Origin of the sequence: Maribacter polysaccharolyticus (genome assembly GCF_028882255.1) — a bacterium.
GTDB classification, from domain to species: Bacteria; Bacteroidota; Bacteroidia; order Flavobacteriales; family Flavobacteriaceae; genus Maribacter_A; species Maribacter_A polysaccharolyticus.
In genome coordinates this window covers 780,919-799,341 of sequence record NZ_JARBUY010000002.1, presented here as the reverse complement: position 1 = coordinate 799,341, position 18,423 = coordinate 780,919, and the positions used below count along the sequence as shown (strand labels likewise).

Sequence of the window (18,423 nt, the reverse complement as noted above, 5' to 3'; positions counted from 1 at the left end):
TAGTTCAGCTTAAATCAATCGTTCCAATGTTTTTCAACAATCGCCAATATTTCCGGATTATCAAGATCCGTATCGCCCAAGGTTTCACGTTGTTTTAAAATCTCGGATTTCATTTCGGCAATGATGTCTTTGTATTTTGGGTCGTTATAGGCGTTATGCAACTCATGGGGATCTTCTTGTAAATCATAGAAATCCCAGAATTGATCTTGTGCGGCCCCTTTAAATCCGTTGCCATAGAAGAATGCCAATTTGTAACGCTGGCCACGGATACCGAAATGCCCCGGTCTGTCTTTCGAATGGTCCCAGTACCGGTAATAACCATAATCCCTCCAATCGTCTGGAGTATTTCCTTTTAAATTCTCACGGAAACTGCGTCCTTGCATGGTCTTTGGATAATCAATCTGCGCATAATCGGCAAACAGGGCCGAAAAATCGACATTTTCAATAAGGTCCTTATTTCTGGCACCGGCCCTAACTTCTTTTGGGTATCGGATCACAAATGGCATATGAATGGATTCTTCAAAAATCAGGCGTTTATCAAACCAGCCATGTTCCCCCAAGAAATAGCCTTGGTCCGCGGTGTAGATGACCACGGTATTTTCTGCCAGTCCGGATGCTTCCAAATAATCCAAAAGCTTACCGATATTATCATCCACGGCCGCACCCGAACGCATAAAGTCCTTCACCATTTTTTGATACGTCTTATACCTTGCTTCTTCTTGGGTCAATCCTTCCACGGAAAAAGGCAACCCCGGATAATTCATGAAATCCTTTCTCAACTCAGGGTTTGCAGTAGCATCCAAATAACGTTTTTTAAGGTTATCCATAGACTGACCCAAAAACGAACGTCCCGTTGTGGCAGCGCTATTGTCATAGAAAGATTCGGGAACAGGAATTTCCTCATCTTTGTATAAATGCGCAAAACGTTCCGGATAATCGTAGGGTTCGTGTGTGGCCTTAAAATGGCACATGGCCATAAAAGGTTTTTCCTTATCCCGGTTTTCAATCCAATCAATGGTCATATCCGCAATGATATCGGTACTATAGCCTTTGTATTGTTTACCACCGCCGTAATAATCTTCCCAATTCTCCTTGGTTTTCATTATAGGGTCGTGGTACTCCCCTTGACCCGGAAGCACACAATAGTAATCGAAACCGGCCGGCTCTTGCTTTAAGTGCCACTTGCCGATGATAGAGGTTTGATACCCCCCTTTTTGCATTTCCTTGGCAATATTGTTATACTGTGGGGACAAGCCCGCATCCAATATCCTGACCCCATTTACATGGCTGTATTGGCCGGTAAGTATGGTGGCCCGACTAGGGGTACAGATTGAATTTGAAACCAAGCAATTATTCAAAACGGTGCCTTCGTCGGCGAGACGATGAAGGTTCGGCGTATGTACATAATCCTCCAAAATACCCCCATATATCCCCCATGCCTGTGAGGTATGGTCATCGGCCATGATGAATAGGATATTAGGTCTTTCTTGTTCTTTTGCTTCCGATTTCGCTTCTGTTTTACTTTTACAACTTGTTGCCGTAAAAGAAACCAAAAGCACTAAAGTATAAAGCCTTACCAATGTTTTCATTATTTATTATAAATTTATTCCGTTACTTCCAATTTAACTGTCTCAAAGTTGTCCGATGCGGCACCGATACCGATTTCAAATATTCCAGGTTCAACAACTTTTTCATGTTTTACCGTATCAAAAAAGGATAAATCCTCTGGGGTGATCTCAAAACTTACCGTAGTTGACTTTTTGGGCTTTAAGGAGATTCTTTTGATTCCCCTTAAACTTTTCAAGGGTCTCTTCACCGAACTTTCAACATCCTTGATATAAAGCTGAACTACTTCATCCCCCTTGTATTTGCCTACATTGGTTACTTTAACCGATACTGTGGTCGTACCCGTTGCATTGATTTTATCCTTTGCCAATTTTAATGTGCCATAACTGAAATCGGTGTAGCTCAATCCGTACCCAAAAGGATAAAGAGCCTCCCCTTCAAAATACCTGTATGTCCTTCCTTTCATGCTATAATTGACAAACGGTGACAATTCTTTGACCGTTTTATAAAAAGTAACCGGCAACCTACCGGACGGGTTGTAATCCCCAAAAAGCACATCCGCTATTGCGGTACCTCCAAGTTCCCCAGGATACCAAGCCTCTACAATGGCAGGTAGGTTTTCATTCTCCCAGTTAACCGCCAACGCACTACCGTTCAATAATACCAAAACAACGGGTTTGCCTGTTGCATGTAGTGCCTTTAAAAGTTCTTTTTGAACCTCTGGCAATTCTATATCGGTTTTGTCCCCTCCATCAAACCCTTTGGAGTTGACCGGCATTTGCTCACCTTCCACACCTGGCGATATCCCCCCAACAAATACTACCACTTCGGATTTTTCAGCCAATGCAATTGCTTTTTCAAAGGAAGTTTTATCGGGTGAAGCCCATAAGAACTTCAATTTAACAGGATACCCTTCATGGAAATACTGAATTTTAACTTGATACGGTTTCCCTTTTTCCAATTGAACGGTTTCTTTTACGACCCTTCTTTTTAAATCCTCGGTATTATCCACTAGCACCTTACCATCAATGGCCAAAGTATATCCCCTACTGCTTTGTAGCCCTAGGTCGTATTCCCCGGAGACATCCACTTGAAGGGTGCCTGTATATTCGACGGCAAATTTAGCTTCGTTCAATCCTTCAATGGGGTAAAGGTTCCAATTTGAATTGATACCTTCCTCCACTCTGGTGACAACTGGAGTCCCTGAAAAATCGTGATTGTTAAAATACTTGGCTTGTAATCCTTTTTTACTTTCAAAGCTTAGGTATGCGGCAGGGATCAATGACATGGCCGGCGCTTTGGAAATCAATTCCGTACCCGCTTCGTAATACACTTGTGTGTTTTTGGAAACCTTATTTTGAATCCCTACCAAGGGGGTAAAATATTGTGACGGGAAGCCGTTGTAGTTTCCTAATAGCACTTCCAGATCATTGGCATTGGGACCTATGACCGCAATGGATTTCAAATCTTTCTTAAGGGGTAGGGTATTATTGTCGTTCTTTAAAAGTACCATGGATTTTCGGGCGGTTTCCAAGGCTAATGCCCTGTGTTTTTCCGAACTTACCACGCTCATGGGAATACTTGCATAGGGCACGGACTCCGGAGCATCGAACATTCCCAATTTAAATCGTGCCTTGAATATCCTTTTTAAAGACACATCGATCTCATCCTCAGTAATATCACCCCTTTCAACGGCGCTAATTAAATAAGAATAACGTGAACCACAATTTAAATCACAGCCCGCCTTAACAGCAACTGCAGCTGCTTCTTCTTTGGAGTCCACATAATTGTGGTAATCATGAATATCCCTTATCGCATTACAATCCGAAACAACAAATCCTTCAAAACCCCAATCTTTCCTTAGGATCTCATCAAGTAATTGATGGCTTGCACAACAAGGCTTACCCATATACCTATTATAGGCCGCCATTATCGAATACGCTTTTCCTTCAACCACAGTAGCTTCAAAAGCCGGTAGATAGGTATCGTACAAATCACGTTCCGTAGTCGTGGCATCAAAAAAATGCCGCTCAGGTTCGGGACCGCTGTGTACGGCAAAATGTTTGGGTGTAGCGACCAATTTCAAATATTTTGGGTCGTCCCCTTGTAACCCTTTCACAAAATTGACCCCCATACGAGCGGTTAAATATGGATCTTCACCATAGGTTTCCTGTCCACGACCCCAACGAGGGTCCCGAAAAATATTAACGTTTGGGGTCCAGTAGGTCAATCCCTCATAGCGTTCAAAGGAATTGTTTCGTAACGCTTCATGGTGCTTTGCCCTTGCTTCATCGGATATCACTACGGCCGAATTGTAAATTAGGTCGGTATCGAAGGTAGCGGCCAAACCAATAGCTTGGGGAAAAACGGTTGCTTTGCCGGCACGGGCCACCCCATGCAAACACTCATTCCAATATTCGTGTGCAGGAACATTCAAACGGGGAATGGCAGGGGCATCGTTCATCATCTGTCCTACTTTTTCCTCCAAAGACATCCTGGATACCAGATCATCGACCCGTTCCCCGATATCGAGGCTCTCATCCAAAAAAGGGTACTGCGTCTGTTGGGCATTGAGACCTAATGACCATACCGTCATTACCACAAAACTAACTACTGTTGAAGTTTTCATTTTTAAGGCTATCATTTTACTCGAATTGAATCTTTTTGCGTTTGTCCGTACTATTCATAATTCACTGCCACTACCGAAATGGTATTTGCAGGAATATCCACAACTTGTGCGTGGTCATCTTTTAACCAAAGGTCGAAGGTCTTTACGTCATCCGAATCGTTTTTAATGAACAGGTACACGTTTTTATCATCGGCAAGGGTAATGGTATCCCCATACCAAGAAGCTGAAGCTACACGTTTCATTCCTGGTTTCATAAACCTACCAAAAAGCGCCATTGCGGCGTAATCTGGATTGTATGTTACCGTTTTTTCTTGTCGGTTTATTTTAATTAGGCTGTTCTGCTTCCAACCCCAACCGCTAGAGGAATCTTCATTTAAGATCATGTTCCAATAACAGAAGTTGGGTACACCATGGTTAATATATGCCGCAACTTCATTAAATCGGGAAAATGCCTGGTCGATACTGTTTTTTCCACCATAGCAATTGCCCTCGGTATGCAAGAATTTGATTTCCGGATAAATTGCCTGCATGTTTTCAATCTGCCTTGAGTTCATATACTGCACCCCGATACCATCAACGGCTTCCCTCCAACTTTTGTTGGCCACATACTCCAATCCATCCAATCGCTTGGCGGTACGGAAAGAACCTGCCCAGATTTCGGCCGGTGTATTGTCCTTTTCAAATTGGGGACGCAAATAATCGATTACGAATTCGCCCATTTGTTTTGGGGGCATGTTACAAGAAGGGTATTTAGTGGATATGTCCTGCTCGTTTTGAATGACGATTCTATTGACCGATATACCTTCTTTAGCATAAGCCTCAACATATTTTGAAAAATATTGTGCATAGGCCTTATAGATCTTGGAGTCGTCTTTCAAGACATTCTTCTCCGGGAATTCTTCCCCCCTATCCATTAAACCGGATTCCTTCATCCAACCCGGAGGGCTCCAAGGGGAAGCGAACAATACCATATCAGGGTTATACTTGTAAGCCATCTTAAGGTAAGGGATCACGCTTGTCCTTTCCCGCTCAATGGAAAACCCCTTCATTTCAAAGTCATTCGGCACTTCGCTGTAGCTATAGGCGTTAATTCCAAAGTCGCTGGCTCCGATGGCCGTTCTACAAACCGTGAAATTGGCACCATTTTTATCGAACAGGTTTTTCATGATGTCGTTTTGTTGATCTTCACTTAACGACATCAATGCTTCCCCTCCGATTTCATTGAACGCCCCACCGATACCTTCAATGGTTTGAAACGAAATATCAGGATAAATACGAACCGAAATACCTTTTCCTTCAGACCTGGCCTCCATTTCCTTTATGGGATTGGCAGCTATGTCCTGACCTTCAACAAGCTCAACATAATAAACCTTAGCCTTGTTTTGGGCGTTGATTGAAAGTGATATTATAAAAACCGTTATTACCGTAAAAACAAATTTTCCCATATCCCCGTATTTAATTTTTGAATTTCGCCTTTAATACCACTGGATAACTGTCACCATTTACGGCCGGCATGGCAATGGTCAAACCTTCATTGGTTTGCTTAAAGTCTATTTTCCTGCCATCGTATAATTGGGTTAAACCTTTTAAAGTTCCTGGATTGACTTCGCTGGATTTTCCGAATGATGGAATAACGAATTTCCCTCCTTTAGGGTTCATTACGATAATGTAAAAATCGTCTCCTTTAGTGGTGTAGCGAACTTCATCATGGGCAAAAGCCGGTGTGGCCGTTGTTCGTTGGTTAAAATGCTCGCCGTGTTTCTGGTTAGCTGTCGCATTCCTAAGTTCCCCTTCAACGGTTTCCACTTCCTCTCCCCTAACACTTTTCCCGTCACCGAAAACCTTCCATGGGCGTGTGCCATAAATGGCTTCCCCATTGATTTTCAACCAATCGCCAACAATTTTAACGCTCTTTTTAATTTCGTGGGGAATGGTTCCATCAGGCTTTAATTCCATACTTAAAAGCAAGTTACCATTTTTACTTACGGCTTCAATGAGCATTTCCAAAATGGTGCGTGCATTGTGTGTTAAATGGCGGTCTTTTTTATAAAACCAATCGGTAAACGTAATTTCAGATTGCCATGGGTCTTCCCTCAAGGTATTACTACCTCCCGATTCCACCTCATTGACCGTACCTTTTTCTTTTCGCTTTAAAAGCATTACGGCATCTATGGTTCCGTTTTCCTCCAGACTGTTACTATATAATTCCCGTGCTACTTCTTGCCCATATTCCCCATAGGTGAAGTTAAATCCATCGTTATACAGCAAATCGGGTTTGTAATTCGTAACCAATTCAATATGGCGTTCCAACCAGTTTTTCTTGATGTCCTCAATAATTTCGGGAGTGCGGTCTTCCGGTGCCGGACCATATAAATCTTTCGGGTCCAAGCCTTCCCACCATTTGCCTTTACCGTCTTCCTTGGTCAAACGCCCGTCGTATGGCACGCCTGCTTTGTCCCCATCCTTATCCGAACCGAATGCCGGTTTCCACCAATTCAGAAAACGATCATCGTGACTGGTAACCCCGAATTTCAAACCGGCTTTTCGGGTTGCCGCCTCAAACTCCCCGATAATGTCTTTTTTAGGACCCACATCCACGGAGTTCCATGGGTGGTGCGAAGAATCGAACAAATCGAAATGATCATGGTGGTTCGCCAAAGCCACAATATATTTAGCTCCGTTTTCTTTTGAAAAATCGATTAAGGCTTGCGCATCGAAATTTTCGGCTTTCCATTCGTTGATTACATCCTTAAAGCCAAATTCGGAAGGATGGCCGTAGGTTTGTAAGTGATAAGGATAAGCCATTTTACCGAACTTTTGGCGGCCTACATCCTGCATATACATATGGCGGGCGTACCAACCGCCCCCTTGCTCTGGAACGGCTTGTGGTCCCCAATGGAACCAAATACCGAATTTGGCATCCCTGAACCATTCCGGGCATTCGTATTGATTTGCCAATTCATCCCAAGACAATTCCGTATCCTGGGCCATGACCATACTTGAAACGGTTATAAAAAGAAGGAAACTAAATACTTTAAAACGTTTCATCGGTTTTATTTTACTTTTTTGAATTTTTCTTGAAATTGTAATCTTCCGGGTTATCGAACAAACCGAATTCGTTTTTGTCCAATTTAGCCGGATCCCCGGTTTCCTTGATAAGGATTTCCAATTCGTTCATCAAGTCCTCCTTGACCGATGCATAATTTTCATTCTCACTTAAATTGACCAGCTCCCATGGGTCATTTTTCAAATCGAACAATTGATAGGTGAACACTTCATGCTTTGCACTTACTATCAATTTATAATCCCCTTTTCTAACCGCCCTATGTCCACCTCCGGGATTGTGGTTTCTGTTCTTGCCCAACAAATCACCCGGCCAAGAGTTATAAGCATAAAGCATACTGTTCCTTACTGCATTGGACTCACCTTTTAAGACAGGTGCCAAATTTTCGGTTTGGACCGATTCAGGGATTTCCAGACCGGTCAAACCACAAAGGGTCGGGAAGATATCGTGTAAATATACCATAGCATCATTTTTCCGGTTTTCAGGGATATTCGGTCCGCAAAAAACCATTGGGACACTAATACTATGCTCGTACACGTTCTGTTTACCCAATAAACCGTGTTGACCCAATGCCAAACCGTTATCACCTGCCAAAACAATAATGGTATTGTCCGCTTTGCCAGAAGCTTCCAATGCTTTTAAGATCCTGCCGATTTGGGCATCAGTAGCGGATATCATGGCATAATAGTCCGAAATTTCTTTTTGGATAATTTCCTCCGTTCTTGGGAACGGGGCCAATACTTCGTCCCTTATCCTATCATCGGCAATTTCAAAAGGGTGTTCGGGCATAAAGTTTTCGGGCAACGCAATATCGCTTGCCGCATACTTATCTTCAAACTCTTTGGGGGCCGTACGTGGATCGTGGGGTGCGGTAAAGGCCACATACATCAAGAAGGGATCTTTGTTTTCGTAAGTATCCAAGAAACCCACAGCGGCATCGGCAAAGACCTCGCTACTGAATTTTTCTTCATTTTTATACGGTTCGGACCATCCTGTTTCCGGGCTATAGTCCTTTACTTTAGTACCGAAATGTGTTGTCATTCCGCCTAAGAATGCGGATTTCACCTTGGTAAATCCACGTTCTACCCAAGGTTCACCGTTATGTTGCTTTCCTGTTGCGAACGTGGTATACCCATTCGCTTTAAAATACTCCGGAAAGGTTAATTTATCGCTCTTACCTTTATCTTCCTGGTTAAAAGCAAATTGAGCATATACGTTAGGTTCTATATTGAAATAGTGCCGTCCGGTCATTAACATGGCCCTACTTGGGGAACATACGGCAGCGGTTGTGGCCCCTAAAATGTATGAGTTGGTAAAAGACGTACCCCTTTGGACCAAGGCATCCATATTTGGCGTTTCGACATCATATTTATCCAAGGCCCCAATGGTCCCACCACGTTGGTCATCGGTAAACAGGAAGAGGATGTTCGGCTTTTCCGCCTCCTTTTCCACCACTGTCTTTTCTTTACATCCAAAAGACAATACCACTACCAATGCAGCTACGATCTTGATTGAATACTTATGCAAATTCCCCATTTTTATTTCCCGGTTTATTGATTGCTAATCTTATTTAGAATTTTCCTCTCTGATCATCTTCCCTACTTCCAACAAAATCTTTGCCGATTCCTCGGGTACGACCCCATTGCCATCGGGCCCTACGTTAAGCAGGAAATTCCCTCCTTTTCCATTGATGTCCTTTAATTTTTCATAGACTTCCACAGGGGATTTCCATAAGGTATCCTTCTTTTTGTACCCCCAGGAATCGTTCATGGTATAACATGCCTCCCAGTAATACTTTACAATGGAATCCAAATGGAATTGCTCCGGTGTCCCAAAATCCTTTTTGAACAGTTTTCGTTTTGAAACACGGTTATTGATAATGATACTGGGTTTTAACTCCCTGATATATTGGTACAGGTCATTTCCGTCCTCAACGGTCCACCAATCGACCCAATCCCCATCAAACCAAATGATATTGGAATCGTAATTCTCGATCAATTCCTTGATTTGATTTTTCATATAGGTTACGTATTTCTCTTTTTGGCCTTCATGCATTTTCATCATGCCCCAACCTTTTCCTTCTTCCACGTATTGTGAACCTTGGTGCCAATCGGTAATACTATAATAGGTTCCAAAAACGATGCCTTCCCTTTTACAGGCATCGGCCAATTCCTGAACGAAATCCCTGCCTTTCATTGGCGTATTCGCAATATCGAAATCGGTGTATTTGGAATCGTACAGACAAAAGCCCTCATGGTGTTTGGTAGTGATCACCAAATACTTCATTTCGGCATCCTTGGCCAACTTTACGATTTTATCGGCATCAAAATCCACAGGGTTCCAGGTGTCCAACAGTTTTACGTATTCCTCTGACGGAATGTTCTGGTTCCCTTGGATCCATTCGGCATAGCGACCTTCCTCATTCCCCTTGTAAATTCCGCCCAACTGACTGTAAAGTCCAAAATGGATGAACATACCGTATTTGGCATCGGTAAACCATTTCATCCGTTCATCAAAATCTTCTTCCGATTCTTCCAAATAGTTCACCAACTCCTTTTGTTCCGGTGCTTTTTGCTTACAGCTACCCAGTGTCGCTACCATCAACAACACCACCAATACTCCTATTATTTCTTTTATTGCCCTCATTCTTCTGCGAATTTTCTATTGTGATTTGGTTATTTACTTAAGCCTTTGGCTTTTAAAAAACGATCTAGGTGTTCTTGGTTCAATACATCACTATCCCCATATTTTGTCCGCATGGCTTCCAATTGCACATGCATTTCTTCCCGTACCTCGGCATATGCCGGATCGTTGTAAACATTATGCATCTCGGAAGGATCCTTTTCCAAATCATAGAGTTCCCATTCATCCAAATCGTAATAAAAATGTATGAGCTTATACCTATCCGTTCTAACCCCGTAATGACGTTTTACATGATGCTCTCCCGGAAATTCATAATACGTGTAGTAAAGGGCATCCCTCCATTCACTGGCTTCGCCTTTTACCAATTTCCTTAAGGACTCCCCTTGTATGCTTTCATCGATATCGACCCCTGCATAATCCAGGAATGTTGGCGCAAAGTCAATATTCTGGACCAAACCATCAACAACCGTACCTGGCTTGATCTCTTTAGGGTACTTCATCAGGATAGGCGTTCTAAAAGACTCTTCGTACATAAAGCGCTTGTCGAACCAACCATGTTCCCCTAAGTAAAACCCTTGGTCTGAGGTATACACTACGATCGTATTCTCCTCCAAACCATTTTCCTTTAAATAATCCAGTACTTGCCCAACGCCGTCATCCACTGATTGTATGGTGCGTAAGTAATCTTTCATATATCTATTATACTTCCAAAGTGCCAAGTCTTTCCCTTGGGGTTTTTTGGCTTTGAATTCTTTTATGATAGGGTCGTAATAAGCATCCCAAGCTGCTTTTTGCTCCTCGGTCATCCGATTGTACTGTCTTTGGAACATGCCCCTGTACTTCGTCTTGATTTCCTTTTCCTTATCGAGCATTTTCAGATCGTACACCACATCCATATCCTTATAAATGCCCATCTCATGTTTTGCAGCAGCCGGTCTACCTTCGTATTCATCAAAGAAATTCGATGGGGGTGTAAAGGTTTCATCATCAAACAGGGTGAAATATTTCTCTTCCGGCATCCATGTTCTATGAGGTGCTTTTTGATGATAGAGCAATAGGAAAGGCCTATCCTTTTCCCTTTTATTGTCCAACCAATCCAAAGCGATATCCGTGGTTACGTGGGTCACATATCCCGGATACGTTTTTTTTACCCCATTTTCTATAAAATCCGGGGCATAATAATGCCCTTGACCCGGTAGTACGTTCGAGTAATCAAAGCCTTGGGGCAAACCGTCCAAATGTATTTTACCTACCAAAGCCGTTTGGTAACCGTTTCTTTGCAAAGTCTTGGCAAAGTTCTCCTGATCCCAATCATAGGCACGGATATTATCGACCTTACCATTGACAAAACTATGTTTACCGGTGAGCATGGCCGCCCGGCTTGGGGCACAAATGGAGTTGTTTACGAATCCGCTATTGAAAATCGCCCCCTCGTTGGCTATCCTATCGATATTAGGGGTATTGTTCAACCCGTGCCCATAAGCACTTATGGCTTGATACGCGTGATCATCACTCATGATAAAAATAATGTTGGGTTGCTTTATTCCCTCTTCAGCAACTTTGTCATTCTTTTCATTTTTACAACCCAACAAAAACAATACAAGCAAACAACCGCTTACAACTCTTGAATACATATTATTATGAACTTTAGTGGAATACCCTCTCATGCTATAGAATATTTGATTTGATTTTTTTCCAAGTCCTTTTTAGAAGGAAAGCCGCGACAATGGCAAGGATGGTGATCGGAACCGCATAGTTGTAATCCCCATAGATCCAATATCCCGTAGCGAACATGGAGCTATAGATCAATACACACCCCAAAAGCATGGCCAAAATACCCGCCGGTACGCTCCAAGCTTCCTCCGAATCTTTCAAGACCACACCTTCGGCATCGGCTTCCGCTATGACTTTTGCCCAACCAGGACCCCCTGGCTGTATTTTTTTGTAAAAGCCTTGTAACACCTCTTTACTCTCGGGCTTGGCGATAAAAGTTGCGGTAAGCCATATGGCCGTAGTTACCAACACCACGAAAGGATATTCCCAATAGCTTTCAAAAACACTGTTTTGCGACCTGAACAGGTAATCCCCAAGCGGGGTCAATTTCAATAAGATCGATATAATACCGGAGGCGAACATGGCCGTGATTTCACTCCAAGCATTGATACGCCACCAAAACCACCTCAAGATGAATATCAATCCGGTCCCTGCTCCAAAAACCAACAACAACTCAAACAACTGCAGTGCATTTTGCAACAATAATGCCAACAGTGCACTACATACCATCAAGGTTACCGTGGACAACCTACCGACGGCGACCAATCTTTTTTCCGAGGCCTTTGGATTTATCTGTTGCTTGTAAAAATCATAAACGATATAGGAGGACCCCCAATTCAATTGTGTGGAAATCGTACTCATATAGGCTGCTATCAAAGAGGCCAGAACCAACCCCAACAACCCACTCGGCAATTTAGTAAGCATGGCGGAATACGCTAAATCATGACCCAGTTTATCATCCGCGATATTGGGAAAAGCTTCTTTTATACTGGCTAAATCGGGAAATACCACCAATGAGGCCAAAGCCACCAAGATCCATGGCCAAGGACGCAAGGCATAGTGCATTATATTAAAGAAAAATGTAGCTCCTATGGCATGGTTCTCATCTTTAGCCGCCAACATACGTTGTGCAATATACCCCCCGCCACCAGGCTCCGCTCCCGGATACCAAGAACTCCACCATTGTACGGCCAAGGGAATGACAAGAAGCGTGATCAAAGCATTCGCATCGCTGAAATCGGGTAATATGGTCAATTTATCCGCAACATTTTCATTGGCCATCAGTGATGCCATACCCCCTACTTCGGGCAAATTCACCAAATAATAGGCAGCGCCAATGGCTCCCCCCATAGCAACAAAAAAGAGTATGAAATCGGTATATACCACTCCTTTAAATCCTCCTAAAGCACTAAAGACCACAGTAATCAATCCCGCGCTGACGACCGTTTGCCAGGGTTCCAAACCAAGCATGATACCGCCGATTTTAATGGCGGCCAAGGTTACGGCGGACATGGTTATGATATTGAAAACAACCCCCAAGTATATGGCCCTGAATTTTCTTAAAAACGTAGCGGGTTTACCCCCATATCTAAATTCATAAAACTCGATATCGGTGTTCACATTCGATTTTCGCCACAATTTGGCGTATACAAACACCGTCAATAAGCCCGTAATCAAAAAAGCCCACCAGACCCAATTCCCTGAAACCCCATTGGTCCTGACGATATCCGTCACTAAATTGGGCGTATCCGTGGAAAATGTCGTAGCCACCATGGAAACCCCCAAAAGCCACCAAGGCATTGTTCTTCCCGAAAGGAAGAACTCAGAGGAACTTTTCCCGGATTTTTTGGAAAGAATTATCCCTATTGATAAAGTGATTGAGAAAAAAAGGGCAATTAAAATATAATCCACCGTGCTTAAAGACACCATAAAGCCGTATTTAAATAAATTATTTCGCTAAAAATGGGAGGAGAATTGAATAATCCCCTCCCACAAAACTAAAACTAACTCAAACTTGATCTACTATTAACAAATAAATAATAAAAAAGATATGGATGGTAATTACTTCGACCAACACCAAATCTGGACAGATAGAGGTAAAAATTTAGTCGTCATAAGTGAGGTAGGCGGAAACCAGCCAGTGATTGGCCTTTCCTTTTTCCGCTTTAGTGGCCGGAATAAGCACTTTAAGCCTGTGCTCCCCTTTTTTCAAATCCCCTAAAGATACCTGAATGGGGACCACTTTTGAACCGGGACACCAATTGGATCGGGATAAATCCGATGAAGCCAAGCGCTCTTCTATTTGCTTTATGGCACGTTCCCGAGTGGCAGGATTTCTGTAATAGGCGGAATCTTTCCTTAACCAAACACCGGAAGTTGGGTTAAACCTTCTAAAAGAAGCACAATCATCACGCCATGGGATGGTATCAAGCACCAATTCATTATCAAAATAAACGCTATTCCTTATTTTGATAAATTCATCCCCTCCGCTATGACCGCCATGCCCCGTTGTAATATAATGCAGCCGTACGTTTTTTAGGTCAGCACCCACTTTCAATCCATATTCAAGTGGACCCTCGGCGAAGAAATCCGGTAAAGCTTGCCCTTTTACATATTTTACGGCATTGAACAACGGCATCACCTTCCTACCCTTTTTAGGTCGACCCGAATAGGATAAACTTAAATCTATCCGATATCCTGTTTTCGTCCAAGAATCGATCCAGACCCCAATATAAAAAGTGCCCGTAGTAATATCCTCAAGTTCAGAAATATCTTGGTTCCATACGACTTCTTTTTCCCATTTGGGCACATAAACAGGCTTTGAATATTTACGCTCATCATTGCTGTAATGCCCAACACCGAAAGGGGTCATAAAACGCAACAATTCAACTACCGGTTGGTAATTTTCAGCAGGAAGCACCCCTCCGTGCTTGGTGCCTACATAGGAAGCACTTGGAAATTCGGCTTCCCCCTTGGCGACATCAAGAATGGATATTTGTTCCGGATCGGTAATCACGAAACAAGAGCCGGACTTATCCCATTTATCCCCATTGGACCTTAACTTCAATTCCAAATGAACATCGGTTCCCTTTTTGAATTTTAGAACGGTCACCTTTTTCAAGACCAACCTGCCCCCCAACAACCTGATGACATCGGGATCTACATTGGTGCTGTCAGGTTTCCCATAATTTATTTTTTGATCCCTGAATACGGTCTTCTCAAAAGCCGATTGTGCCGTGACCAAAGAACATGAAATCAGAAATAAAGCCAGTAAGTTCTTTTTCATTTTAAACTATTTTCAGTGTAGCACGATCCCTATCGCCCCTTTAATCAGTTAACCAATACTTCATCTATAAAAAGCCAAACCTCGTCAAGATCACTATCCTTTTCAGCAAACGAGGCTTTCACCTTAACATAGTTGACTTCCTGTTCTTCAAAGTTGACCACAAAATCTTTTAAAGCAGCCCGGTTATCGACCTCATAAGGATTTTCGACTTTGCCCACTTGGGTAAATACTTTTCCATCAACAGAAACGGACACCTCGATTTCAGTAGGGTAATAAATGCCGTTTTTTTGGTTTACCATACTTCCTACAACAACCTGACCTATGTTTTCCCCATTACCCAAAGCTATGGTCATTTCGGCATTTTCATTCAACCACGCCTGCCATCTGCCATCGCGAAAGTTCTTGGTACCCCTTAAGGTATTAACCGAATTGAACGCACCGGAACCTTGATACCTCTTATCATAATCGGTCAGGTAAGTAACTTTGCCCGCCACTCCTTTATGAAACTTGATGGTGTCTTCAAAAACCCTACCCACGGGATCATCACCTTCAAAAAGAGCGGCTTTTACAGCAGTCGTTTTCGTAATGGTTATCGGTTCTGTAAACTTTGTCGAACCTGAATCCAACACCTCATTATCCAAAGCGAACCTGATATCCGAATCGGGGAATTCATTATGTAACGACAAGGAAATTGATTTGCTTTCAATGGCTGTCTTTACATCCGATGTAATCAGATATGCACTTTTGGCATAGTTGATATCCAAAAGCCGATAGCGTTCAAACATTCGTTTCAATCGCCCTGAAAAATCCTCCCAGTTTCTGGAATCCTTAGGACTCCAAAGGATTTCTGACAAAGCCGTCAATCTCGGAAAAATCATGTATTGGGAATGGTCCTCCGTAGGAATATGCTCTGCCCAAACATTGGCCTGCCCCCCTAAAACACGTTTTGTTTCTTCTTCTGTCAACGTTTCGACAATGGGATCGAATTGATATACTTTACTCACCGTAGTTACCGAACCCCCTGCGGCCGGTTCATACTCTGGCGGACCTTGATAGTAATCAAAATAACAATATCCCACGGGAGTCATTATAGCATCATTCCCGTGTTTTGCCGCCTCAACACCGCCTTTTACACCCCTCCAACTCATTACGGTTGCCTCAGGGGCCAATCCCCCCTCCAGAATTTCATCCCAACCTATGAGTTTTTTTCCTTTTGAGTTGATAAACCGCTCCATCCTTTTAATGAAATAGCTTTGAAGCTCCTCCACATTATCGAGTCCTTCCGCTACAATTCGTTTTTTACAATGTGGACATGTTTCCCAGTTCGTTTTCGTGGCCTCATCCCCCCCGATATGTATATACTTGGAAGGGAACAATTCCATGACCTCCAAAAGGACGTTTTCCAAAAACTCAAAAGTACTTTCTTTACCGGCACAATAAATATCCGTTATGGGCCATAATGCCCCGGAAGGAACGGCAATGGGCCGTTCATGGCATGACAACCCGGGATAGGCCGCAATAGCACTTGATACGTGTGCGGGCATTTCTATTTCAGGAACCACTTCCACGCCTTTTAGGGAGGCATACGCTACAATATCCTTTATATCTTCTTGTGTCAGAAATCCCCCATAAGTCCCTTTTTCTTCAGGGCTGTTGGTTGTCCTGTCATTCCAAGGAAGGTGTTCTTGATCTACCCTCCAAGCCCCAATTTGGGTTAATTTGGGGTACTTTTTTATCTCGATACGCCACCCCTGATCATCTACTAAATGCAGATGTAATATGTTCATTTTATGTAAAGACAGGGCATCTATGGTTTCTTTGATATATTCCTTATCAAAGAAATGACGCGATAAGTCGAGCATCAGTCCCCGCCACTTGAATCGCGGGCCATCCATTATCTCCAAACAAGGGATTTCCCAATTCAGGTTTTCGACAGGAGTCTTGCTTTCGATCTCAACGGGCAATAATTGCCTCAGACTCTGTATACCGTACAAAAACCCGGAGTTGTCGGAAGCTTCGATCGTTATATGGCTTGTACTTACGTTTAAGTTATAAGCTTCGTTTTCCAAGCTATCGACAACTTGGAAAAGGACATAATTTGAATGTGGTGCCTCCGTTACGATTTGTAGCTCCCAGTTGGAAGCCACCTGAAATTTATCCCTCAATAACCGGGCAGCTATTTCTTGACCCTTTTCCGAGACCACGAAGCTGGTATTTTCATCAAATCGAAATGTTCCGGAGGTAAGGGCCAATTGGTTTACCTTTGGGATTATTTGTATATCCGATTCTTGGTAAACCTTGTTCGATTTGTCCTTACAAGCCGAACACACAATTAAAAAAAGTAACACTACGATAAAGTTTCGGGGGAACACTCTAGTCATTGTCCTGTATTTTGATTTATCATTTTAACTTTTTTAGAATGCCGCTTTTTCCATTCCACCATCATTTTCACCATCATATATCATTTCATCATCATAAGCGGCATACCTAAATCCTTACCTTAAGCCATATCGCATAACCCTTTTCACCTTCCAAGGGCCATAAGCCCGATATAACCGAATATTACTTATTCCTTGGAGTTTTTTATGACTTCCAATTGTGCCTCGGTCATGGAGTAATCATCGAAAAAGGCGACCCCTTTTGCTCCATTTTCCTTGGCCTCCTTTATGGCCACCTTTAGATCGTCAGGGGTTAATTTTGGTGTAAATAAACCTGTATGTAATTCTACCGGCTTATCCTCCAAATCTTGGACACCTTGTGCCGTGGCGTATCCGATCCAATCCAATTCTTCGTTATAAAAATTATAATAAATCATGGGAAGCACCATGTCGATTTTCCATTTATCCCAACGCTGGCGTACCATATGGTCGGCCATTTCGGGATATGGAAAAACCGCTGCACTCAGTTTTTTATCATGCTTATGTACGATGTCATAGGCATCATTGACCAATGACCTAATCTCATTCAATCGGAAATTTTTCCACTCGATATCAATGGCTGGATTTTCCATTTTCCTTGGATCTTTATGATGAAGTGCAATAAACTTGTTTACACTGGCATCGGAATAATCGAAATCGTAATCCGGTAGTTCCTCCTCTTGTTTTATACCGTACTTTGGTAGTAGACCGATTGGCAAATACACATCCGGATAGCGTATATAATCCAAATGCACACTGGCCACTCCCTCTACTTTTGCCAAACCTTCGACTAAACTCAAGATGTGTTTTTTAGCTTCCGGATGACTTGGCGACAACCATTGGTAATAACCCACATAAGGCCTTTCCTCTTTCTTGAAGCACGATTTACCACTTCTACTGACCATGTACCATTCAGGATGCTTTAAGGCTGTGGTGTCCCCGGGCCTATTTGTCGTAAACATCCAAGCATGGACTTCCAAACCGGCCTTTGATGCAATGGGGGTCAGGCGTTCCAACAACTTGGGATCCGCGCCTGTGTTCAAAAGCACGGCATCAAACCCATTATTTTTCAGTTTATTGAAATGTGCGGTATACGCCGAATCCGATTTTTTATGCCCTACGCTCATCCAACTCCAATATTTGTATTTCGGGCTTGAACTTTCTTTTGGGGTTTCTTGGGCGTTCCCCTCCTTTTTATCCTTAACATTACATGCCGTTAAACACATAAAAACCATAATGGACAATACCTTTAAAAACCTCATAA

General features: G+C 42.8%; 11 protein-coding genes. All 11 read right to left on the bottom strand.

Features of this window, described 5'->3' with window-relative positions:
• Positions 1-14 precede the first annotated feature (14 nt).
• Complete coding sequence (locus PHU20_RS09405; protein ID WP_274825099.1) at positions 15-1,589, bottom strand: sulfatase family protein; 1,575 nt, start codon at positions 1,587-1,589, stop codon at positions 15-17.
• Between the two features lie 14 nt (positions 1,590-1,603).
• Positions 1,604-4,195, bottom strand: a complete 2,592-nt coding sequence (locus tag PHU20_RS09400; RefSeq protein WP_274825098.1) for a glycoside hydrolase family 3 C-terminal domain-containing protein — start codon at positions 4,193-4,195, stop codon at positions 1,604-1,606.
• A gap of 50 nt (positions 4,196-4,245) precedes the next feature.
• Positions 4,246-5,640, bottom strand: coding sequence for a glycoside hydrolase family 30 protein (locus PHU20_RS09395; RefSeq protein ID WP_274825097.1), 1,395 nt, complete (start codon positions 5,638-5,640; stop codon positions 4,246-4,248).
• 10 nt (positions 5,641-5,650) lie between these two features.
• Complete coding sequence (locus tag PHU20_RS09390) at positions 5,651-7,243, bottom strand: alpha-L-fucosidase (RefSeq protein ID WP_274825096.1); 1,593 nt, start codon at positions 7,241-7,243, stop codon at positions 5,651-5,653.
• 10 nt (positions 7,244-7,253) lie between these two features.
• Positions 7,254-8,786: a sulfatase family protein gene (locus PHU20_RS09385; RefSeq protein ID WP_274825095.1), complete on the bottom strand. Its 1,533-nt coding sequence runs from the start codon at positions 8,784-8,786 to the stop codon at positions 7,254-7,256.
• 39 nt (positions 8,787-8,825) lie between these two features.
• Complete coding sequence (locus tag PHU20_RS09380; RefSeq protein ID WP_274825094.1) at positions 8,826-9,905, bottom strand: alpha-L-fucosidase; 1,080 nt, start codon at positions 9,903-9,905, stop codon at positions 8,826-8,828.
• A 29-nt stretch (positions 9,906-9,934) separates the two neighbouring features.
• Positions 9,935-11,536, bottom strand: a complete 1,602-nt coding sequence (locus tag PHU20_RS09375) for a sulfatase family protein (protein ID WP_274825093.1) — start codon at positions 11,534-11,536, stop codon at positions 9,935-9,937.
• 34 nt (positions 11,537-11,570) lie between these two features.
• A complete protein-coding gene (locus PHU20_RS09370) occupies positions 11,571-13,385 on the bottom strand; it encodes a sodium:solute symporter family protein (protein ID WP_274825092.1) in 1,815 nt (604 codons plus the stop codon).
• 175 nt (positions 13,386-13,560) lie between these two features.
• Positions 13,561-14,742, bottom strand: coding sequence for a PNGase F N-terminal domain-containing protein (locus tag PHU20_RS09365; RefSeq protein ID WP_274825091.1), 1,182 nt, complete (start codon positions 14,740-14,742; stop codon positions 13,561-13,563).
• 44 nt (positions 14,743-14,786) lie between these two features.
• Positions 14,787-17,123 carry a beta-N-acetylhexosaminidase gene (locus PHU20_RS09360; protein ID WP_274825090.1) on the bottom strand — a complete coding sequence of 779 codons (2,337 nt, stop codon included), beginning with the start codon at positions 17,121-17,123 and terminating at the stop codon, positions 14,787-14,789.
• A 185-nt stretch (positions 17,124-17,308) separates the two neighbouring features.
• On the bottom strand, positions 17,309-18,421 hold the full coding sequence (locus PHU20_RS09355) for a family 10 glycosylhydrolase (RefSeq protein ID WP_274825089.1): 1,113 nt from the start codon (positions 18,419-18,421) through the stop codon (positions 17,309-17,311).
• Positions 18,422-18,423: the final 2 nt, after the last annotated feature.

Coding starts and splice junctions, on each gene's coding strand:
- PHU20_RS09405 (WP_274825099.1), bottom strand. CDS start 1,589: ATGAAAACATTGGTAAGGCTTTATACTTTAGTGCTTTTGGTTTCTTTT.
- PHU20_RS09400 (WP_274825098.1), bottom strand. CDS start 4,195: ATGAAAACTTCAACAGTAGTTAGTTTTGTGGTAATGACGGTATGGTCA.
- PHU20_RS09395 (WP_274825097.1), bottom strand. CDS start 5,640: ATGGGAAAATTTGTTTTTACGGTAATAACGGTTTTTATAATATCACTT.
- PHU20_RS09390 (WP_274825096.1), bottom strand. CDS start 7,243: ATGAAACGTTTTAAAGTATTTAGTTTCCTTCTTTTTATAACCGTTTCA.
- PHU20_RS09380 (WP_274825094.1), bottom strand. CDS start 9,905: ATGAGGGCAATAAAAGAAATAATAGGAGTATTGGTGGTGTTGTTGATG.
- PHU20_RS09375 (WP_274825093.1), bottom strand. CDS start 11,536: ATGTATTCAAGAGTTGTAAGCGGTTGTTTGCTTGTATTGTTTTTGTTG.
- PHU20_RS09370 (WP_274825092.1), bottom strand. CDS start 13,385: ATGGTGTCTTTAAGCACGGTGGATTATATTTTAATTGCCCTTTTTTTC.
- PHU20_RS09365 (WP_274825091.1), bottom strand. CDS start 14,742: ATGAAAAAGAACTTACTGGCTTTATTTCTGATTTCATGTTCTTTGGTC.
- PHU20_RS09360 (WP_274825090.1), bottom strand. CDS start 17,123: ATGACTAGAGTGTTCCCCCGAAACTTTATCGTAGTGTTACTTTTTTTA.
- PHU20_RS09355 (WP_274825089.1), bottom strand. CDS start 18,421: ATGAGGTTTTTAAAGGTATTGTCCATTATGGTTTTTATGTGTTTAACG.